The organism is Roseibacterium elongatum DSM 19469 (genome assembly GCF_000590925.1).
GTDB lineage: Bacteria > Pseudomonadota > Alphaproteobacteria > Rhodobacterales > Rhodobacteraceae > Roseibacterium > Roseibacterium elongatum.
In genome coordinates, this window is record NZ_CP004372.1 from 2,006,090 (window position 1) to 2,026,708 (window position 20,619).

At 65.2% G+C, this 20,619-nt stretch carries 19 protein-coding genes, 1 tRNA gene and 1 pseudogene; 9 read left to right on the forward strand and 12 right to left on the reverse strand.

The annotated features are described in order from the left end of the window. Window positions 1-85: 85 nt before the first annotated feature. Entirely contained in the window at window positions 86-1,867 is a 1,782-nt protein-coding gene (locus ROSELON_RS09830) for an ABC transporter ATP-binding protein (protein WP_025312233.1), read from the reverse strand. A 267-nt stretch (window positions 1,868-2,134) separates the two neighbouring features. Between ROSELON_RS09830 and ROSELON_RS09835 the strand changes: the two genes are divergently transcribed. From ROSELON_RS09835 to ROSELON_RS17490, 6 genes are all read left to right on the forward strand, one after another. Beyond that, on the forward strand, window positions 2,135-3,232 hold the full coding sequence (locus ROSELON_RS09835) for an ABC transporter ATP-binding protein (protein WP_025312234.1): 1,098 nt from the start codon (window positions 2,135-2,137) through the stop codon (window positions 3,230-3,232). Window positions 3,233-3,344: 112 nt separating this feature from the next. Continuing rightward, complete coding sequence (locus ROSELON_RS09840; RefSeq protein WP_025312235.1) at window positions 3,345-4,457, forward strand: extracellular solute-binding protein; 1,113 nt, start codon at window positions 3,345-3,347, stop codon at window positions 4,455-4,457. Between the two features lie 204 nt (window positions 4,458-4,661). Beyond that, window positions 4,662-4,919 (forward strand): DUF1330 domain-containing protein, encoded by a 258-nt coding sequence (locus tag ROSELON_RS09845; RefSeq protein WP_342665277.1) that lies wholly within the window; start codon window positions 4,662-4,664, stop codon window positions 4,917-4,919. After that, window positions 4,916-6,622, forward strand: a complete 1,707-nt coding sequence (locus tag ROSELON_RS09850) for an ABC transporter permease (RefSeq protein ID WP_025312236.1) — start codon at window positions 4,916-4,918, stop codon at window positions 6,620-6,622. The genes ROSELON_RS09845 and ROSELON_RS09850 overlap by 4 nt, the downstream gene beginning before the upstream one ends. 16 nt (window positions 6,623-6,638) lie before the next feature. After that, entirely contained in the window at window positions 6,639-7,655 is a 1,017-nt protein-coding gene (locus ROSELON_RS09855; RefSeq protein WP_025312237.1) for an ABC transporter permease, read from the forward strand. 148 nt (window positions 7,656-7,803) lie between these two features. After that, the gene (locus tag ROSELON_RS17490; RefSeq protein WP_025312238.1) at window positions 7,804-8,841 is read left to right on the forward strand and encodes a Hint domain-containing protein; all 1,038 of its coding nucleotides are present in this window, start codon (window positions 7,804-7,806) and stop codon (window positions 8,839-8,841) included. A gap of 19 nt (window positions 8,842-8,860) precedes the next feature. On the opposite strand, the gene ROSELON_RS09865 is transcribed toward ROSELON_RS17490, so the two are convergent. The 7 genes and pseudogenes from ROSELON_RS09865 to ROSELON_RS09895 all read right to left on the reverse strand — a co-directional run bounded on the left by ROSELON_RS09865 (window position 8,861) and on the right by ROSELON_RS09895 (window position 15,397). Next, complete coding sequence (locus tag ROSELON_RS09865) at window positions 8,861-9,793, reverse strand: AEC family transporter (RefSeq protein WP_025312239.1); 933 nt, start codon at window positions 9,791-9,793, stop codon at window positions 8,861-8,863. A 9-nt stretch (window positions 9,794-9,802) separates the two neighbouring features. After that, window positions 9,803-10,600 (reverse strand): MBL fold metallo-hydrolase, encoded by a 798-nt coding sequence (locus ROSELON_RS09870; protein ID WP_025312240.1) that lies wholly within the window; start codon window positions 10,598-10,600, stop codon window positions 9,803-9,805. Further along, window positions 10,601-11,411: pseudogene (locus ROSELON_RS09875) on the reverse strand (TatD family hydrolase). A 26-nt stretch (window positions 11,412-11,437) separates the two neighbouring features. Beyond that, window positions 11,438-12,571, reverse strand: a complete 1,134-nt coding sequence (locus ROSELON_RS09880; RefSeq protein ID WP_025312241.1) for a DNA polymerase III subunit delta' — start codon at window positions 12,569-12,571, stop codon at window positions 11,438-11,440. 79 nt (window positions 12,572-12,650) lie between these two features. Next, a complete protein-coding gene (gene tmk / locus ROSELON_RS09885; RefSeq protein WP_025312242.1) occupies window positions 12,651-13,289 on the reverse strand; it encodes a dTMP kinase in 639 nt (212 codons plus the stop codon). After that, window positions 13,289-14,485 (reverse strand): D-alanyl-D-alanine carboxypeptidase family protein, encoded by a 1,197-nt coding sequence (locus ROSELON_RS09890; protein WP_084613872.1) that lies wholly within the window; start codon window positions 14,483-14,485, stop codon window positions 13,289-13,291. Before ROSELON_RS09890 ends, tmk begins: the two co-directional genes overlap by 1 nt. A 33-nt stretch (window positions 14,486-14,518) precedes the next feature. Further along, the gene (locus ROSELON_RS09895; protein WP_245605320.1) at window positions 14,519-15,397 is read right to left on the reverse strand and encodes an SPOR domain-containing protein; all 879 of its coding nucleotides are present in this window, start codon (window positions 15,395-15,397) and stop codon (window positions 14,519-14,521) included. Between the two features lie 220 nt (window positions 15,398-15,617). On the opposite strand from ROSELON_RS09895, the gene ROSELON_RS09900 reads away from it, so the two are divergent. Continuing rightward, window positions 15,618-15,707 (forward strand) — tRNA-Ser (locus ROSELON_RS09900). Window positions 15,708-16,070: 363 nt separating this feature from the next. Here the strand turns inward: ROSELON_RS09900 and ROSELON_RS18510 are convergent. The 4 genes from ROSELON_RS18510 to ROSELON_RS09915 are packed head-to-tail and all read right to left on the reverse strand — an operon-like array spanning window position 16,071 to window position 18,388. After that, on the reverse strand, window positions 16,071-16,769 hold the full coding sequence (locus tag ROSELON_RS18510) for a hypothetical protein (protein ID WP_217520148.1): 699 nt from the start codon (window positions 16,767-16,769) through the stop codon (window positions 16,071-16,073). Continuing rightward, a complete protein-coding gene (locus ROSELON_RS18515; protein ID WP_217520150.1) occupies window positions 16,690-17,748 on the reverse strand; it encodes a recombinase family protein in 1,059 nt (352 codons plus the stop codon). The genes ROSELON_RS18510 and ROSELON_RS18515 overlap by 80 nt, the downstream gene beginning before the upstream one ends. Beyond that, window positions 17,745-18,158 (reverse strand): DUF2924 domain-containing protein, encoded by a 414-nt coding sequence (locus tag ROSELON_RS09910; RefSeq protein WP_025312245.1) that lies wholly within the window; start codon window positions 18,156-18,158, stop codon window positions 17,745-17,747. Before ROSELON_RS09910 ends, ROSELON_RS18515 begins: the two co-directional genes overlap by 4 nt. Next, window positions 18,155-18,388: a DUF3489 domain-containing protein gene (locus tag ROSELON_RS09915; protein WP_025312246.1), complete on the reverse strand. Its 234-nt coding sequence runs from the start codon at window positions 18,386-18,388 to the stop codon at window positions 18,155-18,157. The genes ROSELON_RS09910 and ROSELON_RS09915 overlap by 4 nt, the downstream gene beginning before the upstream one ends. A gap of 395 nt (window positions 18,389-18,783) precedes the next feature. Here ROSELON_RS09915 and ROSELON_RS09920 point away from each other — a divergent pair, with 395 nt between their 5' ends. Continuing rightward, window positions 18,784-20,187: a site-specific DNA-methyltransferase gene (locus ROSELON_RS09920; protein ID WP_245605321.1), complete on the forward strand. Its 1,404-nt coding sequence runs from the start codon at window positions 18,784-18,786 to the stop codon at window positions 20,185-20,187. After that, entirely contained in the window at window positions 20,174-20,608 is a 435-nt protein-coding gene (locus tag ROSELON_RS18430; RefSeq protein ID WP_025312248.1) for a DUF5681 domain-containing protein, read from the forward strand. Before ROSELON_RS09920 ends, ROSELON_RS18430 begins: the two co-directional genes overlap by 14 nt. The last annotated feature ends 11 nt before the right edge of the window (window positions 20,609-20,619 follow it).

The following is a 20,619-nucleotide window of genomic DNA, read 5'->3' on the forward strand; positions in this document are numbered from 1 at the left end:
GATTGCTGTCGCCATGCCCATGGCACAGGGTTGTTCGCAGGGGCGGGGCAGCGGACAAGGTCTCGTCTGCCGAAGCTGCCAGTCGTCAGAGCCCCGGATCGACCCCCGCAGCCTGGAGCTGGTGCAGCCGCCAATAGGCCCCCTGGCGGGCCATGAGCATGTCATGGGTGCCTTCTTCGGCGACGCGGCCGCCCTCCATCACAACGATCTTGTCCGCCTCGCGGATGGTGGACAGCCGATGCGCGACCACCAGTGTCGTGCGCCCCTTGGCCAGCCGGTCAAGCGCCTGCTGCACCAGTTGCTCGGAGCGCGCATCCAGCGCCGAGGTCGGTTCGTCCAGCAGGAGGATCGGGGCCGATTTCAGCAAAGCGCGCGCGATGATGACGCGTTGACGCTGTCCGCCCGACAGGCCCGACCCGCGCGGGCCGACCTGCGTGTCCATCCCTTCGGAAAGCTGATCGGCAAACAGGTCGACCGAGGCATTCCGCGCCGCATCCATCACCGCGTCGTCTGGCGCCTCCAGACGCCCCAGCCGGATGTTGTCGGCAATGCTTTCGTCGAACAGGGCCGTTTCCTGCCCGACGACGGCGATGGCGGCGCGCAACTGCGCGATGTCGAGCGAATCCACCGGTGTTCCGCCGATCATGATGCGTCCGCCGGACGGATCGATCAGACGTGTCAGCAGGGTGAAGACAGTCGTCTTGCCAGCGCCAGAGGGCCCCACCAGCGCTGTTGTCTTGCCCGCCTCGGCGGTGAAGGTCAGACCGCGCAACACCGGGCTGTCGCCGTAGGAAAAGGTCACGTCGTCGAACACGATGTCGCCGTGATCGAGCGGTTGCGGATTGGCGGGGGCGCGCACGCTGGGCTGTGCATCGAGGACCGCGTAGAGGCGTTCGAGTGACGCCATCGCCGCCTGCAACCTGGCCGAGATCGACGACAGCCGGCGCAAAGGCTCGAACAACAGGCCGAGCGCCGTGAAGAAGGACATGAATTGCCCCACGGTCTTGTCGCCGGCGATGATCTGCGCCCCGCCGTAATAGACCACCACGACGAAACCGGCCGCGGCCACCATGTCGATCAGGGCCGGGTTGGCGGCCGACCCGGCCTGTGCCTTGATCGATGGCTTGAGGAACCGCCGCGTCTCGCGTGCGAAGCGGGCATCCTCGTGGTCTTCCAGACGATTCAGCTTGATCGTCTGTATCCCGTGAAAGATCTCGTCCAGCCGGTTCGACAGGCGGGCGGCGGCCTCGCGGGCGCGGCGTGTGGTCCTGCGGATATAGCGCTGCACCAGGGTGATCGGCACGACCAGCAACGGCACCCCCACCATGGCCAGCAGGGTCCAGACCCAATCCGTCCACAGCATCACCGCCAGCAGCGAAAGCAGCGAGACGAAATCCCGCCCGAGCGACATCAAGGTCCCGGAGGCCAACCCCTGCAACGAGAGCGTGTCGCCGCGCACCCGTTCGATCAGCGCCCCGGGCGAATTGTCCTGAAAAAAGCGCTGGTCGAGTGTCAGCAGATGCGACACCAGACGCGACTGCAGGGCCATCGTCACCTTGAGCCCGATGGTGACGACGATCAGCCGCTGAAAGAACCCCGCCGTCGCCCGGATGAGGAACAGGCTGGCAATGGTAAAGGCGATCCAGGCGACACCATCGAAGGAGCCTGCCGAGAAATAGTCGTCGAAAAGCGGCCGCACCAGCCATGCAAACGCCCCCAATGCCGCGCCTTCGATCGACATCAGGATGGTGGCGACGACCAGCATGGGCCAGTGTTGCACCACGTGATCGCGCCAGAAGCGCGGCACAAGGTTCGATACCGTCGCGTCCGCCTGTGGCGTGCCCTCCAATCCCTGTTGGCGGCTCATCGCGACGCACCTTGGAATGGGCGTGATTTCGTAACGGGGCGCGGCACCAGACAGCCTTGGCCAGGGGAAAGGAACGGTTGCCTTCGTGCTACGCCATGGAGAATGCGCAAGCAAGGCGTCAACTTTTGCCGTGAAAATGGGCGCTTGCACGCCTTTTCGGCGTTGTGGCCGGGTTTTGTGGGCTAATTGGTTGCAAGCATGCCAAGCGCTTGTTTTACTGGTGTCCAAACCTAGGGTACGCTAGGACGCACAACAGGGGAGTGAGGTTTGGCCTCCAACGGGACCGACGCGTTTGTCGCATTCGACCGCGTTCAAAAAAGCTATGACGGCGAAACGCTCGTCGTCAAAGACCTGAACCTTGAAATCGGCAAGGGTGAGTTTCTGACCATGTTGGGCCCGTCCGGGTCCGGCAAAACAACCTGCCTGATGATGCTGGCCGGGTTCGAGACCGCCACCCATGGCGAAATCACCCTCGATGGCCAGCCGATCAACAACATTCCACCGCACAAGCGCGGCATCGGGATGGTGTTCCAGAACTACGCGCTGTTTCCGCACATGACGGTGGCCGAGAACCTGTCCTTCCCGCTGGAGGTGCGCAAGGTCGGCAAATCCGATCGCGAGGCCAAGGTGCATCGCGCCCTCGACATGGTGCAGATGGGCGATTTCGGCGGGCGCCGTCCGGCGCAACTGTCGGGTGGTCAGCAGCAGCGCATCGCCTTGGCACGGGCTTTGGTGTTCGAGCCCGAGCTTGTGCTGATGGACGAGCCGCTGGGCGCGCTCGACAAGCAGTTGCGGGAAACCATGCAGTTCGAGATCACCAACCTGGCCCACAACCTCGGCATCACGACGGTCTATGTGACCCACGACCAGACCGAAGCCTTGACCATGTCGGATCGCGTGGCGGTGTTCGACGATGGGCGCATTCAGCAATTGGCCCCGCCCGATACGCTCTATGAAGAGCCGCAGAACAGTTTCGTGGCGCAGTTCATCGGAGAAAACAACACCTTGGAAGGCGTCGTCAGCAAGATCGCCGACGACCGCTGCGAGGTGACGCTGGACGATGGCGAGGTGATCGACGCCATGCCGGTGAACGTGAGCGCCGTCGGTGACCGCACGCTTGTGTCGATCCGGCCCGAACGCGTCGAATACAACAAGGAACGTCTGGCCGAGGATGCTCACACCATCCATGCCGAGGTTCTGGAATTCATCTACATGGGCGACATCTATCGCACGCGTTTGCGCGTCGCGGGGCGTGACGATTTCATCATCAAGACACGCAATGCGCCCGACCAGCGCCGCCTGCGTCCGGGCGAGCATATCGAGATCGGATGGCGTCCGCAGGATTGCCGGGCGCTTGACGCCTGACTTGGCCTTTCCGGTCGCCAAACGCCCTTGGACGGTTTGGCGACGGCCCAACAACAAAGACAATGAACCGGAACGTGTAGCACTGACGTCCAACAGCAAGGAGAGAGACATAATGAAACTCAAGAGCCTGATGCTCCTTACCACCGGGGCCGCCCTGGCCGCCCCCGCATCCATGGCGCAGGAGATGGCCGACAGCATGACCCTCGTCAGCTGGGGCGGGGCCTATCAGACCAGCCAGATCCGGGCCTATTCCGACCCCTACCAGGAAATGCACGAAGGCCTCGAAGTGATCTGGGACGAAAGTTCGGGCGAAGCCGTGGCGCGCATGCGGGCGATGGACGAGGCCGGCAACGTCACCTGGGACCTCGTCGATGTGGTGGCATCGGACGCCATTCGCCTCTGTGACGAAGGCCTGGCCATGGAAGTCGACCACGACGAGATCCTGGCGCCGGCCCCCGATGGCACGCCCGCCTCGGAGGATTTCGGCGATCTGATCGTGTCGGACTGCTTCATCCCGCAGATCGTCTACTCGACCACCTTCGGCTACCGCACCGATGTCGAGGAATGGGGCGGCAACACGCCCGACGATATCTGCGACGTGTTCGACCTCGAAGCCTTCCCCGGCCAGCGCAGCCTCGAGCGTCGCCCGATCGGCAACCTCGAATGGGCCCTGATGTGCGACGGTGTCGCCATGGAAGACGTCTATGACGTTCTGGAGACCGAAGAGGGCATCGACCGTGCCTTTGCCGTGCTCGAAACGATCAAGGACGACACGATCTGGTGGACCGCTGGTGCCGACACGCCGCAGCTGCTGGCGGATGGCGAGGTTGTCTTCGGGTCGACCTATAACGGTCGCCTGTTCAGCCTGATCGAAGAGCAGGGCCAGCCCGTCGCCATGATGTGGGACGCGCAGGTCTTCGATCTCGACGGCTGGATCATCCCCGAGGGTCTGCCTGAGGATCGCCTGAACCGCGTGCTGGATTTCGTGCGGTTCGCCACTGACACGCAGCGTCTGGCCGACCAGGCGCAGTACATCTCCTACGGGCCGGCGCGTGCGTCTTCGGCGCCGCTGGTCTCGACCCATGCCGACCTTGGCATCGAGATGGCGCCGCACATGCCGACCGACCCGGCCAACGCCGAGCGGACCTTCCTGTTCAACTATGAATGGTGGGCCGATTACCGCGACGATCTGGACGCCCGCTTCCAGGCGTGGCTGGCCCAGTAATCCGCGGCTGAGATGATCCGGTTCGGGGCCGTCCGCGCGGCGGCCCCGGGCACATCTTCCCCTTCGTAGGATGCGCTTGAGCGCATCGGCCCCGACGCAGCGGGGTCTGCGCACCGCTGGTGCGTTGAAGCGCACCCTACCCAGACGACAGACGGCGAAAGGCGCAAGGCACATGCCCAAAGGCTACATCATCGGACGATCACCGTGACCGACCCCGAGGGCTACCCGGAATACGTGCGTCGCGACACGCCGATCCTCGAAGCGCATGGCGCGCGGTTCGTCATTCGCGGCGGCCGCTCGGTCGTCAAGGAGGGCACGGCGGGCGACCGCCATGTGGTCATCGAGTTTCCCAGCTACGAGGCCGCGCTCGCCGCATATGACGACCCCGACTATCAGGAGGTCGCCGATATCCGCCGCCGCTGCGCCGAAAGCACCATCATCATCGTGGAGGGCACGGAATGACCGATGCCACAGCAGGCGATATGGGACGTGCGGCCGCCGAGGCGCGCCGCGCCGACGCCGCGGAAACAGGTCCGGTTCTGGCCGCCGATGGCAGCCCGCTGAAGGTCAGCCTGAACCGGGCCCTGCGCGCGCAGAAGATGCGTGCGCTGATGCTGATCGCGCCGCTTTTGTTGTTCATCCTCGTGACCTTTGTCGCGCCGATCTTCGACATGCTGTTCCGGTCGGTCGAGAACCAGATCGTGTCCGAGACCTTGCCGCGCACGGTTGTGGCGCTCGAGGATTGGGACGCCGAGGACATTCCCGACGAGGATGTCTTTGCGGCCTTGAGCTACGATTTCATGGAGGCCGCCGAACGCCGGATTCACACGCGCCTTGGCAGTCGACTGAATTACGAGACAACCGGTCTCAGTTCGATGTTCCGGCGGTCGGGGCGCGGGGTCGACGATGTCGGCGAAGGCTACGCCGACCAGTTCATCGACCTCGACGCCGCGTGGGAAGACCCCGTCGCCTGGGCCGCGATGATGGCATCGCCCGACTGGACGGCCGCGCAGGCGGAATGGGCCGCGACGCTTGCGGCCGACGGAGAGGACGCCGCGGGACCCGAGCCGTTGTTCCAACTGGCCGCTGACATCCGGCAGGCGCTGCCCGAGACGGCGGATGCCTATCGCAGCTTTGCCCGCACGGTTCAGACCGAGGACGCGGACTCGCCCCTGGAAGAAGAGCCTTGGAATACCGTCTACCTGGCGCTGTACCGTGACCTGACCGGTGCGACCGCCACCAACCTGTCGGCATATGACGGGCCGGGCGCAGCCATGCTGCGAACCGCAGCCGACGCGGCGCAAGGGTTCGAAACGGTCGATCTGCGCGCGGTCTGGGAAGACATGGATGACGGCTGGATCGAGTTGCCCGTCTGGGAAACCATCGAGGCGTTTTCCGATCCCTACACGGCGGGCTACTTCCTGTCGGCGGTCGACCTGCAGCTGACCCCCGACGGCGTTGCCGCGCAACCGGAAGAGCAGCGCATCTACATCCTGCTGTTCCAGCGCACCCTGTTCATGTCGCTGGTCATCACGCTGAGCTGTATCCTGCTGGGCTATCCGATCGCCTATCTGCTGTCGAACCTGCCGATGCGCACGTCGAACCTGCTCCTGATCCTTGTGCTGCTGCCGTTCTGGACCTCGCTGCTGGTGCGGACCTCGGCCTGGAAGGTGCTGCTGCAGAACGAGGGCGTGATCAATGACACGCTGGTCTGGCTTGGCTTCGTCGCCGATGATGCGCGGCTTGCGCTGATCAACAACCAGACGGGCACGATCATCGCCATGACGCATATCCTGCTGCCCTTCATGATCCTGCCGCTCTATTCGGTGATGAAGACGATCCCGCCCTCCTACATGCGAGCGGCGAAATCCCTGGGCGCGACGCAATGGACGGCCTTCTGGCGGGTCTATTTCCCGCAATCGGTGCCGGGCATCGGGGCGGGTTCGATCCTCGTGTTCATCCTGTCGATCGGCTATTACATCACGCCCGAACTCGTGGGCGGCCGGACCGGCACCTTCATTTCGAACCGGATCGCCTTTCACATTTCGGAAAGCCTGAACTGGGGCCTTGCGGCCGCGCTGGGGTCGATCCTGCTGGCGGTGGTGCTGGTGTGTTACTGGCTCTACGACAAGTTCGTCGGCATCGACAACGTGAAGCTGGGCTGAGGAAAAGGAGCGAGACATGGACCATAAACTGCCGCCCTATGCCTCGACCGGCCACAAGATCTGGTTCTACAGCTTCCGCGTGCTGTGCGGCCTGATCTTCTTTTTCCTGATTGCGCCGATCCTGATCATCATCCCGCTCAGCTTCAACGCGCAGGATTTCTTCACCTTCACGCCGGAAATGCTGCGGCTGGATCCCGCCGGATACTCGCTGAAGCACTATCAGGATTTTTTCGGTTCCGATGGCTACCCTTGGCGCGGCCTTGGCATCGGCGCCGTGCTTGGCCTGGCCTTCGCGGCGGGCATGTGGATGCTGAAGGGCGAACGCTACATCCTGCTGCCGCTGCTTGTGGGGGCCCTGTTCGGCTTGATCGTGGGCAAGCTGTGGGGCCTGGACGGGGCCGAGTGGATGACGCCGCTGCGCAATTCGCTCGTCATCGCGCCGGTTGCAACGCTGATCTCGGTCTCTCTGGGCACGCTGGCCGCCATCGGCCTCAGCCAGAGCCACGTGCCTTTCAAGGGGGCGATCATGGCGGTGCTGATTTCGCCCATGATCGTGCCGCTGATCATCTCGGCCGCGGGGATGTATTTCTTCTATTCCCGTGTGGGGCTGCAGGGGACCTATTGGGGCGTCGTTCTGGCCCATGCCGCTTTGGGCATTCCCTTTGTCATCATCACCGTCACGGCGACCCTGGTGGGCTTTGACCGGTCGCTGACGCGGGCGGCGTCGAACCTCGGGGCGAACCCGGTCACGACCTTCTTCAGGATCCAGATGCCCCTTATCCTGCCGGGTGTGATCTCGGGCGGTCTGTTCGCCTTCATCACCTCGTTCGACGAAGTGGTGGTGGTGTTGTTCGTCGGCTCGGCGGGGCAGCAGACGCTGCCATGGCAGATGTTCACCGGCCTGCGCGAACAGATCAGCCCGACCATCCTGGCCGCCGCTACGATCCTGGTGGCGATCTCGATCCTGCTGTTGACGGCGGTCGAGATCCTGCGCCGCCGGTCCGAGCGGTTGCGGGGAATGTCGCCCGGCTGATCGGTCCGCCGATCCATCAAGAAGGGCGCGCGAGGGTTTCGTGCGCCCTTTTTTTGGCGAACACGCCCCGGAATGCAGCGCGATCCAAATTTCGCCACAATGATACCTTATCGAAGCCGTCGAGCAGTCTATTCACCGAGCGCGAGACTTGGCCTATTCCATTTTCATCCTTCCCGAAGGTCTGCTGACCGTGACCGGTACCACGGGTGGTAACGGTCTTGATGGCGTGACGCAGGGCGATGGCAGCCATCTGGTCGGGGCCACGATCACGTTGGGGTCGAATGCGTGGCAGGAGATCGAGCTGAACGACAACGATCCCGCCTTCGCCGATAACGACACCGGGCAGCGACTGGCCAATTCCGAAACGGTTCAGGTGACGTCGACGACTACGCAAACCTTCGGGGCTGGGACCATCGTCGAGGCCGAATACGGCATCACCGTCAGCGATCCCGACGGTAACACCTATCAACTGGTGGCCGTCAATTTCCGCACCGGCTCGCCCAGCTATGCCACGATCGAGGGGCTGGCGTTTCTGGGGCCGCAAGGCGGCTTTCCCCCGATCGGGGTGCCCCTGACCGTCGTCGGCGCGCAGGAGGGGCCCTCCTACACGGCGACCAGCTACGCCACCCCGATCTGCTTTGCCTCGGGCACGGCCATTGCCACGCCCGAGGGTGAGGTCGCGGTCGAGACCCTGCATGAGGGTCAGATGGTCCTGACTGCCGACGGCCCGCCCTGTCCGATCCGCTGGATCGGGCGCAGCCGGTTTCCGGCGCTCGGGCGGTTCGCGCCGGTCGAATTCGCACCGGGCACCGTGGGCAACGCCCGCCGGCTGCGCCTGTCGCGCCAGCATCGGCTGCTGGTGCGCGGTTGGCAGGCCGAAATGCTGTTCGGCGCGCCGGCGGTCTGGGTGCCGGCCGGGCATTTCGTCGATCAGCACCGGGTCCGCATCATCGCCGGGGGCGAGGTGGTCTATCACCATTTGCTGCTCGACGGGCACCACGCGGTACTGGCCGAAGGGGTCGAGGCCGAAAGCCTGCATCCCGGCGATATCGCGGCGGGCTGGTTGTCGCCCGAAACCGAGGCCGATCTGCTGGCCCGCTTCCCCGAGTTCCGCCCCTTCGCCGCGCGCGAGACCTCATATCCCGTCGTCACGGCCGTTGAGGCGCGCGCCCTGTTGGCCGCGTGATTGCCGCGGCGCGCCGCAGTCAGGGCAGGATCACAAGCCAAACCGAGGCACTGACGACCGTCAGGGCGGTGCCGATCAGCACTGACGAGGCCGCGACACGCCGCGCGACGCCATACATGTCCGCGAACAGATAGGCGTTGACCCCCGGTGCCATGGCCGCGGCGATGACCGCCGAGCGCAGTTGCCCCTGACTGAGATCTGCGACCCGCAGGCCAAGCGTGTAGGCGATGACGGGGTGCACGATCAGCGCCAAGGTGCAGATCATCGCGATCACATAGGCGTCGCCTTCGGGCTTGTAGCGGCAAAGCACGCCACCAAGGCCGAACAGCGCCGCGGGCAGGGCCGCGCGTACCATCAGGCTCAACGCCTCGTCCACCACGCCCGGAATGGGCAGGCCCGTCAGGTTGACGGCAAAGCCCAGCATGATCCCGATCATGATGGCGTTCGAAAAGGCCGCAGCCGAGACCACCCGTATCAGGTGTAGCGGTCGGGCGCTGCCGGCGCGCACGATCTCCATGGTGATGATGCCCAGCAGGTAGCAAAACGGCGCATGCACGGCGATGATGGCGAAATTCGGGGCCAGGGCATCGGCACCATAGGCGCGCTCCATGATGGGCAGGGCCAGCAGCACGTTGTTGGAAAACATTGCGACAAAGCCGATGGCGACGCTGTCCACCATGGGACGGCGAAAGACGATCCGTGCGCCGAGCAGCCCGAGCGCGAAGACGCTGGCGGCCCCGGTGTAGAAACTGAACAGAAGTGACAGGTCGAACTCTTGCCCCAGATCCAGCGTCGCGATCGCACTGAACAGCAGGCAGGGGATGGCGAACTTGGTGGCAAAGACCATCAGGCCGCTGACCGCGCTATCGGGGAACAGGCCGCGCCAGACGGCCAGATAGCCCGCGCCCACGACCAGAAAGACGGGCAGCACGACACTCAGCAGGTCGGCCATCGCATCCCCTCAGATGTGATAGGTGATCATCATCCCGTCATGGGCCGGGGTGATATGCGCGGGCGTCTCGTTCAGGACGGTGCGATAGTCGAGATCGATATGCATGTTGGTCAGGATCGCGCGGCGCGGTGCGGCCCGCGCGATCCACTCCAGGGATTTGTCCAGATGCGCGTGGCTGGGGTGGGGCGTGCGGCGCAGGGCATCCAGCACCCAGCAATCGAGCCCTTCAAGCACGGGCCATGCGTCCTCGGGAATATCCGAGACATCGGGCAGATAGGCCAGATCGCCGATACGGAAGCCGAGCGCATGGATGTTGCCATGCGTGACCTCGAAGGGCGTCAGGGTGACCGGCCCGCCGGGGCCGTCGATCACCACGTCGCCGGTGATGCTGTTGAGGTCGAGGATCGGGGGATAGGCGCTGCCCGCGGGTTGCACGAAGGCATAGCCGAACCGGTTCAGCAGATCGTTCTGCGTGGCGCCATCGGCCCAGACCGGCAGGCGCTGGCGCATGTTGAACACGATCATCCGCAGATCGTCGAGGCCGTGAACATGGTCGGCATGGGCGTGGGTGTAGACCACGCCGTCCAGCCGCCCGATCCCGGCATCGAGCAGTTGCGCGCGCAGATCGGGTGAGGTGTCGATCAGAACCGCGGTCGTGCCATCCTCGCCCGCGCGTTCCACCAGCAGCGAACATCGGCGGCGGGTATTGCGCGGCTCCTCGGGGTCGCAATCGCCCCAGTGGCCGCCGAGGCGCGGCACACCGCCGGACGAGCCGCACCCCAGAATGGTGAAACGCAGCTCACCCATTCACGCGGCCTTTGCCCACTCGGCGGCCTTCCAGAACAGCCGGTCGAAATTGGCCGTCGTTGCGGCGGCAAACTCGGCCTCGGTCACGCCGAAGGTCTCGGCACCGACGCGGGCGGTGTGCACGGTATAGGCCGGTTCATTGCGTTTGCCGCGATGGGGTGGCGGGGCCAGGTAGGGGCTGTCGGTTTCCACCAGAATCCGGTCCAGCGGGGCGCTCGCAAAGATCTCGCGCAGCTCGGTCGAGCGGGGGAAGGCCGCGATGCCCGACATCGACAGGTAGAAGCCGAGATCCAGCGCCGCGCGGGCCAGCCCTGCCCCGGACGAAAAGCAATGCATGACGCAAGCATAGGCGCCGGCCTTGTATTCGTCGGTCAGGATGCGGGCCATGTCCTCGTCGGCGTCGCGGGCATGGATGATCAGCGGCAGCTCCGTGCGGCGCGCGGCCTCGATATGGATGCGCAGGCTTTCTTGCTGAATATCCTTGCTCTCGGCGGTGTAATGGTAATCCAGTCCGGTCTCGCCGATGCCCACGAATTTCGGGTGTGCGGCCAGTGCCTCCAACTCCGCGACGCTGGCCAGCGGTTCCTGGGCGGCGCTCATCGGGTGGGTGCCGGCGGCCCAAAAGACAGGCGCGTGCATGTCGGCGATGGCCTGCACCTCGCGCGCTATTTTTCAACTTGGTGCAGATCGTGACCATACGTGCCACACCGGCGCGGGCCGCGCGCGCGATGACCTCGTGCAACTCCCCGGCGAAATCGGGGAAATCGAGGTGGCAATGGCTGTCGACGATCTGTGGGATGGTCTCGGGCATCGGGGATATCGGTCCTTCGGTCTCGGTCAGGCAGGGGCGACAAGGCGGGCCGCCGTGCGGTCGAGGTCGAGGAACATATCGAATACGAGCGCGGCAGGGTCAAGGTTGACCGCTTTCCCTTGTCGTGCCCGCGCGGTCAGCGTTGCCGCAAGCTCGGCCCAGGCGCGCGCTGCCCAGGGATTGGGCGCGAGTTTGGCGAACATGCCCTCCTCGCCCGGCGTGATGGGCGCGGGGGGCTGGCCGGTGGCCCCGGCCCGCGCCAGGCGCGCCAAGGCCGTATCGAGCAAAGACAAGGTCAGGTCAAAGCGCGCCTCGGCCCCCTTGGCCGCCGCCGCCCCGGCGAGGTTCAGCGCGCGGGCGCGGTCCAGTTGCGGCAGGCTGGCCAACAGGTCCACGATCTCGGCATAGAGCGTGGGCCCATCCATCGAGATCAGGCGCACGGCCTCGCCCACCGATCCGCCCGAGAGCGCGGCAAGCGCCTCGGCCTCGGGGCCGGTGGGGGCAACGAGCCCCGCCTGGGCCAGCGCGGCGGCCAGGTCCTCGGGGCCGAGCGGGGCAAATCGCAACGTCCGGCAGCGGGACCGGATCGTCGGCAACAGGCCGGATGGCCGGTGCGAGATCAGGAACAGGACCGTATCGCGCGGCGGTTCCTCCAGTTCCTTGAGCAGCGCATTCGCGGCCGAGGCGTTCATCTCGTCGGCGGAATCGACGATCACCACACGCCGCCCGCCGCCCGAGGACAGCGAAAAGAACGATTTCAGCCCGCGCACCTCGTCCACGGTCAACTGCGTCTTGAGGCGTTTCTTGTCATGGTCCCAGGCCCGGCGCAGCAGCATCAGCGACGGCTCGGAAAGGGCGCGCAGGCGATGGGCGACCGGATCCTCGGGCGAGATGTCGAGGCTGTCGGCCGGGGGCGCGGCGAAGAGCGCAGGGCCGCCATCGGGCGGGGTTGCGATCAGATAGCGCGCCGCGCGCCATGCGAAAGTGGCCTTGCCCACCCCGCGCGGGCCGGTCAGCAGCCAGCCATGGGGCAGGCGCTGCGAATTGAGCGCCGAGAGAAACTCGGCCTCGGCGGCGTCCTGACCGAACAGGGCCTGGGCCGCGCGCGGGTGGGGCGCACCGTCTGTCCGGTCGGCTTCTGGCAGGGCATCGTCGCTCATGGGGGCGGTCTAGCATGGTGGCGCGCAAGGCGGGAGGGGCAGGGTGCCGTGAAACGGGGTCGGCGGGATGAATCCCGCCCTACGCGCGGTCGGCGGCGGCGGGAATGGCGGCGGCGATGGCGGCGGTGACCGTGTCCTCGTCGGCCTGTGCATCGATCAACACGCAGCGGTCGGGAAACTCCTGTGCCAATGCGCGGAACCCGGCCCGCAGCTTTTGCTGGAAGGGCAGCCCGAACTCTTCAAAGCGGTCCTCGCCCGACTTGCGGGCCAGCCCACGCGACAACGCAACCTCGGGGTCCATGTCGAGGATCAGGGTCAGGTCCGGCTCGACGCCGATGGCATCGGCGTGGATGGCATCGACCAGCCCGCGCAGATCGCCGCGCGTGGCCCCCTGATAGACACGGGTCGAGTCGGCGAACCGGTCGGTGACGACATCGCGCCCCCCGGCCAGAGCGGGGCGGATCGTGCGCTCGAGATGATCGCGGCGCGCAGCGGTGAACAGCAGGATCTCGGTTTCGGGCGACCAGCGATCGGGGTCCCCTTCGACCAGCAGGCGCCGGATTTCCTCGGCCCCGGGGGCGCCGCCGGGCTCGCGCGTCAGAACGGGGTTGCGCCCGATGGCGCGCAGATGGTCGGCCAATCGACGGGCTTGCGTGGATTTGCCCGAGCCGTCGATGCCTTCGAGGCTGATGAACAGGGCCGGTGCGACATTGTCCATCAGCTTCCCGCGGCGTCCGGCGTCGGGCCCAGCACCTGTGTCATGACCGAGCGTGCGGCGGTGCGCAGCCGTGTCATCAGGCCGCCCGCCGCCACGCTTTCCGTGGCCACGACAGGAACCCGGGTTTCGATATCGCGCACGCCTTGGTGGATCACCAACTCGCCCACCACGTCGCCCGCCTGAACCGGGGCCTGTAGCGGTGTGGTATAGGTCACCTCGGCCGTGATCTCGGGGTCGAGCAGGGCGGGCACCAGCATTTCGACGCTTTGCGACGGGGCCAGCCCCACGCTGTCGGCCGCCCCGAGAAAGACCGGCGCGCGCGCAATCTCGGTGCCTTCGTCGATCACGTCGCGCATGACGAACTGGCGGAAGGCCCAGTTGACGATACGCTCGGATTCCCGCGCCCGGGCCTCGGACGAGGGCAAGCCCGAAATCACGAACGTGACGCGCCGGTCCCCCTGCTGGGCCGAGCCGACAAGGCCGTAGCCGGCCTCTTGCGTGTGGCCGGTCTTGAGCCCGTCGGCCCCGATCCCCATTCCCAGGATCGGGTTGCGGTTGAACCGATTCAAGGGCGCGCGATTTTCGTAATCGAACTCGGTTTCCGCGAAATAGGTGTAGTACTGCGGGTATTCCGTGATGATCCGCTCGGCCAGAATGCCCAGATCGCGCATCGACATCACGTGCCCGTCGGCGGGCCAGCCGTTCGAATTGAGAAAGACCGACTGCATCATGCCCAACTGTCGGGCACGCTGCGTCATGAGGTCGGCAAACCCGTCTTCGGTGCCATCGGGGCTGAGTGCTTCGGCCAAGACGGCCGAGGCGTCATTGCCCGACACGATGATCACGCCGCGGATCAGGTCCTCGACCGTGGGGCGGTCGGTGGTATTGAGAAACATGGTCGAGCCGCCGTAATCCATGGCGTGCTGGCTGACGGGCAGTCGGGTGTCGAGGGTCAGGCGACCGTCCTGCAACGCCTCGAACGTCATCAACAGCGTCATGAGTTTCGACATCGACGCCGGGGGCAGCGGCTCGTCGGCGTTGCGCGCAAGCAGGACCTGGCCCGTGCCATGATCGACGACATAGGCCGCGCTGGCCTCGGTCTCGAAGGCTTGCGCCGTCGCGGGGCCAGGGCCGGCGCCGAGCAGCAAGAGGGCCGCAACGACACCGGCCGCGGCGCGAAAAGGTGAAACAGTCATGTTGGCAGCGGTCATGGGGCCCCACTCAAACGATCAGCGCGTGACGAAATAGGCATCCCCGAAGCCGAGTTCACGCACGGTTTCGAGAACGGCGGCACGATCTGCGGCACTGGGCGCCGGACCGACAACCACCCGCCAGAACCGGCGGCCATTGCTCTCCTGATCGTAGATGGTGGGCACAAGCCCGGCGCGGCGCAAGGCCTGACCGGTATTGTTGGCGTTTTCCTGCACAGAGAAGATGCCGATCTGAACGAAGGGCCGCTCCAGCGACGAACCCGTGGGCAGCGACGCGGGGGTCGGGGCAGGGGCCGGGGTGGCGGCCGCACTGGCCGCGATCGCGCCACTGGCCATCTCGGCGATCGGGTCGAGCGGTTCGGACGCAAACGCTTCGGTCGCGAGCGTCGCGACGGCCTCTCCCTCTGGCAACGGGTCAGCCTCGGGATCGGCCGAGGCCGTCGGGTCGGGCTCCTCCACCTCTTCGCGGCGCAAGGCGGTGACCTGCACCCGCGCCGGATCGCCGGCGAGGATTTCAAGGGCGGCGGCGGCATCCGACGAGATCTGGATCACCGGGCCGGGATTGTCCCGTTCGCGGCGGAAAAGCGCGCCAATCACGAAGCGGCCGTTTTCCTCGTTGCGGATGATGACCCGTTCCGGGTCGGTCGCATCGGGATGTGCGACCCAGACCCCGCCGAGCGACGGGCGGCCATCCCACAGACCCTGATCCGAGACCTGAAAGACCTCGGGGGCCTCGACGTCGCGCTCGATCAGCCGGGTGGCCCCGATCGCCGCCGGCCCATCGGCATCGGCGTTACGCGAGCCAAAGGAGAACTCGCCGGTTTCCGAACATGCCCCAAGCGCCAGAACGGCGGTGAGGGACAGGACGAGGGCACCGTTACACCGGGAAAGTCGCATGGATTTCATCTTACTGCTCGCTTCGCGCTCATCGCGTGCATTGTGCACATCTTTTGTTTTGATCGTGTCGAAACACGGCTGCCTGTCGTTTTTTCGAAGAGCATACAGACTTGACGTCAATCTGAAAAGCCATCCGTTGATCGACGGCAGAAAGCGTCGCGAACCGCTTTCAGAATCGTGGCCCGCCCTCTAGAGGATGAGGCGGCCGGCCGAAGAGCCCGGAGGAGTGGCAGAGTGGTCGAATGCACCGGTCTTGAAAACCGGCGTGCGTGAAAGCGCACCGTGGGTTCGAATCCCACCTCCTCCGCCACGGACCCCTGTCTCTTTTCCCTGTACGCAAACTGCGCGAATTCTCCCCGCAATTCCCGCCACTTGCGTGGCGGCGTTTTCGACAGAGACGCACCTTCGCCATCGTTTCTTGGATTGATATCCCGCCAGTCTCAGCCGGCCAGTTTGCCCGGTGCGGTCTTCGGGAGATTTCCCTGATACCAGCGCATTTACAGGGAATTTCGGTCAATCGAAGGTGTTCAGGCCTGCCGTCAGGAGAAATCCCCGCACGATTACAGCGACTTGCGAGCGAATTCCCTGGGCGTTGGAACAGGGAATTTTTCTCATGGAACAGGGAATTGTCTCTGCGAAGCAGGGACGGCACTGCTTGGATCAGGGAACGGCGTCAGGTGTCGGAATAGAGCGCCTGGTCCTGGGCGTCCCAGTCCAATGGCAGCTTTCGGCGGATCAGTCTTTCAAGGGTGACCGTCGCGGGCTGGGTTCCCTCGGCGATGGCCTGTTGGAGGCGGGGTGAGAGACAGGCAAGCGGGATGATGCGGGCAGCGTATCGTTCGGTGACCCCGGCATCGGCTGCGATTTCCTTGAGCGATGCGCCACGTCGCATGGCCGCCGCCCAGGCATGCGCCGAGCGCAATGCGCGGAGAAGCGTCGGGTCAGGATCTGGCAAAGGGTCGCGTGCAACGATCTTGGTCTCGTTTCCGCGCCGCCGGCAAGTGAATGGGGCGCTGATGGACAGCAGGCCCGGCGCGAGGGGAGCGGAAGACAGATCGAGATCGGATGCAAGGGCTGTGCCGTCGAGGTGGACCCGGATCGTTCCGCGCGCGATCAGGATGCTGTCGATCAGTGGGACGGCGCGCCAGATGCCGCCAGACCTGATCTCGTCTGCGAGGGCTCGCGTTCTTTGCGATATCGCCGAACTTGCAGAGGCCTCTGCGTGCTGCACAACGGAGTGGCGGGCGGCACTGTCATGCAGATGGGTGGCAACGACGGTGCAGACTGCGTCTTCAAGCGCGGACGCCGGAAGACGCCAGGCGTCCGGATCCCGTCCGCCGGAGACAAGCCGGTTGGAGACGTAGTAGCGCAAGCGGCGTCCATGACGCTGGGTGTGCGAGGGGGTGAGACGATCTCCGGTCTCGTCTTTTACTTTGCCGAGGAGCGGCGCGACGTTCGCCTGCGTCATCTGCGAGGATGTCCGGCTCGCCCCGCCGCCTTGCACTGGCATCCTGCAGCATCGCCTGTACCCGGTCCCAGCGGTCCTGATCGATGATGGCGTCGTGCAGCCCCGGCCAGCTCTTGTCCTTGTGACGGATCAAGCCGCGATAGACCGGGTTGGTCAGTAGCTTGTGAATCTGTCCACGGCTGAAGGGCAGGCCGCCTTGTATACGACCTGACGAGAAGACATGGCGCTTCGATCGCAAACCCAGCTTCTCCGCTGCGCGAGCCGTCGCGTTCAGGCATCCATTGGCTTCGTAAAGCGCGAACACCTTGCGAACCGTCTCGGCCTCGGCGTGGTTCACCACGAGTTCCCGACGGGTGGGATCTGGATGAGGGTCATAGCCCAACGGCGGCAGGCCGCCCATCCAGAGCCCCTTCTTCTTCGAGGCAGCAATCTTGTCGCGGATCCGTTCGGCTGTGACCTCGCGCTCGAACTGCGCGAAGGAGAGCAGCACGTTCAGGGTAAGGCGCCCCATGGACGAGGACGTGTTGAAGGCCTGCGTGACGGAGACAAAGGAACAGGTCGCGGCCTCGAGGCGATCCACCAGCTTCGCGAAATCAGCCAGCGAGCGCGTCAGGCGATCGATCTTGTAGACGACGACCATGTCAATGCGCCCCGCGTCGATGTCGGCCATGAGCCGTTGCAGACCGGGCCTCTCCAGGGTTCCGCCGGAGATCCCACCGTCGTCGTATCGGTCCGGCAGCAACTTCCAGCCCTCGTGTCGCTGGCTCGCGATGTAGGCGGCGCAGGCCTCGTGCTGGGCGTCGAGCGAATTGAAGTCCTGGTCGAGGCCTTCGTCGGAGGATTTGCGGGTGTAGATGGCGCAGCGGATCGTGGTCTTGCTCATGACCCTGCCTTCTTGCGGTTAAGGCCGAAGAACCGGGGCCCGGACCAGTGTGCGCCGGTGATCTCGCGGGCGATTGCGGAGAGCGAGCGCCATGTCTCGCCGCGCCACACGAAGCCGGTCTCGGTGACATCGACGACATGGGTAATGCCGTTCCATTCCCGGAGGAGTCGCCCGCCGGGCTTGAGGGCCCGGCCTGTCGCCTTCGGCGGGACTTCATTTTCTTGTCGCGTGACGAGCGCCAACGTCTTCTTCGATAGTCCCCCCGAGCAACGGGCTTGGATCTCGAAGGCAATGAAGAGCCGCAGGAATGTCCGGCTGATCCCCTTGGGCGCGGGGCTTCCGAAGAGGTCCGACCAGGCCGCGAGAAGCGCGGCCCGGTCCATGGTCTCGAGATCCGCGACACGGATCATTCTGCGGCCTCGGGTTCTGCGGTGATGCGGTAAATCGAGCCGCTGGTCTTGCCGCGTTCAGGCGCGCTGCGCTCGATTTGGTAGCCGGCCTTGCGGAACCCACTCAGGACCGCGCGGGCCGAATGCGGCTGCCAGCCAGTGGCCTTGCAGATCGCCTCGAGGCTCGCGCCCTGCGGCTGGGCGAGCATGGCGCGGACGGTCTCGGTCTTGGTTTGTTTTGGCTTGGACATCGGTGTCTCTCCTGGTTCTCGGGCGGGCGACATGCCGGCCCCGGTACCGAGGAGAGCCCGGGCTCTGATCCGGGCGTGACCGCATGCATGCTCTGTTCGCAGCGGTAGTCCAGTCCATTCTTGCCGGAGATGGCGAAGAAACGTGGGCGAGGTATGAATGAAATCAATGGCTTATTGACAGGTCCGGACGGAGGCCCTAAATTCCGCTCGTCTCGAAGGAGAGCGTGTTGCTCTCCGGGAAGCATTCCGGGCCGCGTGGCGGCCGAAGGGCAGCATCCAGAGGCAATGATCCGGATCCTTCGGTCCGAGGAGTTGCATCTGCGCGCCCTCATTCCATCCGAAGCGATCCTCTCAACGCCTAGGCGCCATCGCGCGCCATGCTGGAGGACTGAAAGATGGCTGGAAATGCCAACAAACCGAGCTCGGCTGGAGAACAGCCCAAGACCACGTGGATGGCCGACAGGGTCGTCCAGAAACCCATCGACGCGCTCCGTCCCTATGGGCGCAACAATCGGACCCACACGACGAAGAGCATCGCCAAGCTGAAGGCGTCGATCGCGCAGTTCGGCTTCGTGGTCCCGATCCTTGTTGACGCGAACGACACGATCATCGCCGGTCACGGTCGCTGGGAGGCCGCCAAGGCGAACGGCCTCAAGACCGTCCCGGTGGTCATCGCAGATCACCTGTCCGAGGCGCAGGTTCGGGCGCTGCGGATCGCCGACAACAAGCTGGCAGAGCTGTCCGACTGGAACGAGGAGGCGCTTCGCCTCGAGTTCGCCGACCTGCTCGAGCTGGGTCTCGAGGGCGAGCTTGACTTCGATGTCACTATCACGGGGTTCGAGACGGCCGAGATCGACCTCGTCATCGGCACGGCCGGAACTTCTGGCGAAACCGAGGCCGAAACTGTGCCGGAGCCGGATCCCGATGGTCACGTGGTGACGCGTCGCGGGGACCTCTGGATCCTTGGGTCCCATCGCCTGTTCTGCGGGGATGCGCTTGAGGGGAACAGCTACGACATCGCGCTCGATGGAGAGGACGCCCGCATGGTGTTCACCGATCCGCCCTACAACGTCCCGGTCAACGGTCACGTCCGCAGTGGCAATGCCGCACAGCATCGCGAGTTCACGATGGCATCCGGTGAGATGTCGGACGGTGAGTTCCGGGCGTTTATCAAGGCCTCCATCGAGCGCGTGATCGCCACGCTGCCCGATGGCGGCGTCGCGATGATTTGCATGGATTGGCGCCATGTCGAGGAGTTGATCTCGGCCGGCAAGGGCTGCGGTCTCGAGCTCATCAACCTCTGTGTCTGGAACAAGACCAACGGTGGGATGGGTAGCCTCTATCGTTCCAAGCACGAGTTGGTCTGCGTGTTCCGCAAGCCGGGAGCTCCCCATGTCAACAACGTGGAGTTGGGCAAGCACGGCCGTAACCGGACCAATGTCTGGGACTACGCCGGAGTAAACAGCTTCGGGAAGGGCAGGGCAGCAGACCTCGTCGATCACCCGACGGTGAAGCCGACGGCGCTCGTGGCCGACGCCATCATGGACGTGACCCATGCCGGCGATATCGTGCTCGACTGCTTCGGTGGCTCCGGCTCAACCTTGCTCGCCGCCGAGAAGGCCGGGCGACGGGCGCGCCTGATCGAGCTCGACCCGGCCTATGTCGATGTTGCCATCCGCCGATGGCAGGAAGCGACCGGCAAGGCCGCCGTGCACGCGACCTCCGGGGAGACCTTCGAGATCAAGTCGCGCTCCGCGCAATCCGAACACACGGAGGAGGGGAGCGATGTCGACGCGTGACGATGATGATCGCGACTACGAGGTCGGCTATGGCCGGCCTCCGAAGGTCACGCGGTTCAAGAAAGGTCAGTCGGGCAATCCCAAGGGGCGTCCCAAGGAGGCGAAGGGGATCAGTGCGAGCCTCAGACGCGAACTCGAGGCGAAGATCACGGTCACCGAAGGCCAGCAGACCAGGAGGGTCTCGAAGGCAGAGGCGGCCGCGAAGCGACTGGTCGCGAAGGCCCTCAGCGGGGACGTCAAGACGCTGTTGAAGCTGATCGAGCTCGACCCGCAACTCTTCGGTGTCAATGCTGACAGCACCGCGGCGGAGGACGGGGCGCAGCCCGAGCCTGTCGACTTGGACTTGCTCCAGCACTTCTTCACGGCGCAACAAGAGGCCACGCGCCAGGAGGGTGACGCGGAGGGGGAGGCGCCGACATGAATCTCCCAGCC

What these genes read in the sequence shown, in the direction of transcription:
- ROSELON_RS09830 (WP_025312233.1), bottom strand. Translation starts at nt 1,867, where the DNA reads ATGAGCCGCCAACAGGGATTGGAGGGCACGCCACAGGCGGACGCGACG.
- ROSELON_RS09840 (WP_025312235.1), top strand. Translation starts at nt 3,345, where the DNA reads ATGAAACTCAAGAGCCTGATGCTCCTTACCACCGGGGCCGCCCTGGCC.
- ROSELON_RS09850 (WP_025312236.1), top strand. Translation starts at nt 4,916, where the DNA reads ATGACCGATGCCACAGCAGGCGATATGGGACGTGCGGCCGCCGAGGCG.
- ROSELON_RS09855 (WP_025312237.1), top strand. Translation starts at nt 6,639, where the DNA reads ATGGACCATAAACTGCCGCCCTATGCCTCGACCGGCCACAAGATCTGG.
- ROSELON_RS09865 (WP_025312239.1), bottom strand. Translation starts at nt 9,793, where the DNA reads ATGGCCGACCTGCTGAGTGTCGTGCTGCCCGTCTTTCTGGTCGTGGGC.
- ROSELON_RS09870 (WP_025312240.1), bottom strand. Translation starts at nt 10,600, where the DNA reads ATGGGTGAGCTGCGTTTCACCATTCTGGGGTGCGGCTCGTCCGGCGGT.
- ROSELON_RS09880 (WP_025312241.1), bottom strand. Translation starts at nt 12,571, where the DNA reads ATGAGCGACGATGCCCTGCCAGAAGCCGACCGGACAGACGGTGCGCCC.
- tmk (WP_025312242.1), bottom strand. Translation starts at nt 13,289, where the DNA reads ATGGACAATGTCGCACCGGCCCTGTTCATCAGCCTCGAAGGCATCGAC.
- ROSELON_RS09890 (WP_084613872.1), bottom strand. Translation starts at nt 14,485, where the DNA reads ATGACTGTTTCACCTTTTCGCGCCGCGGCCGGTGTCGTTGCGGCCCTC.
- ROSELON_RS09895 (WP_245605320.1), bottom strand. Translation starts at nt 15,397, where the DNA reads ATGCGACTTTCCCGGTGTAACGGTGCCCTCGTCCTGTCCCTCACCGCC.
- ROSELON_RS18515 (WP_217520150.1), bottom strand. Translation starts at nt 17,748, where the DNA reads ATGAGCAAGACCACGATCCGCTGCGCCATCTACACCCGCAAATCCTCC.
- ROSELON_RS09910 (WP_025312245.1), bottom strand. Translation starts at nt 18,158, where the DNA reads ATGATCCGTGTCGCGGATCTCGAGACCATGGACCGGGCCGCGCTTCTC.
- ROSELON_RS09915 (WP_025312246.1), bottom strand. Translation starts at nt 18,388, where the DNA reads ATGTCCAAGCCAAAACAAACCAAGACCGAGACCGTCCGCGCCATGCTC.
- ROSELON_RS09920 (WP_245605321.1), top strand. Translation starts at nt 18,784, where the DNA reads ATGGCTGGAAATGCCAACAAACCGAGCTCGGCTGGAGAACAGCCCAAG.
- ROSELON_RS18430 (WP_025312248.1), top strand. Translation starts at nt 20,174, where the DNA reads ATGTCGACGCGTGACGATGATGATCGCGACTACGAGGTCGGCTATGGC.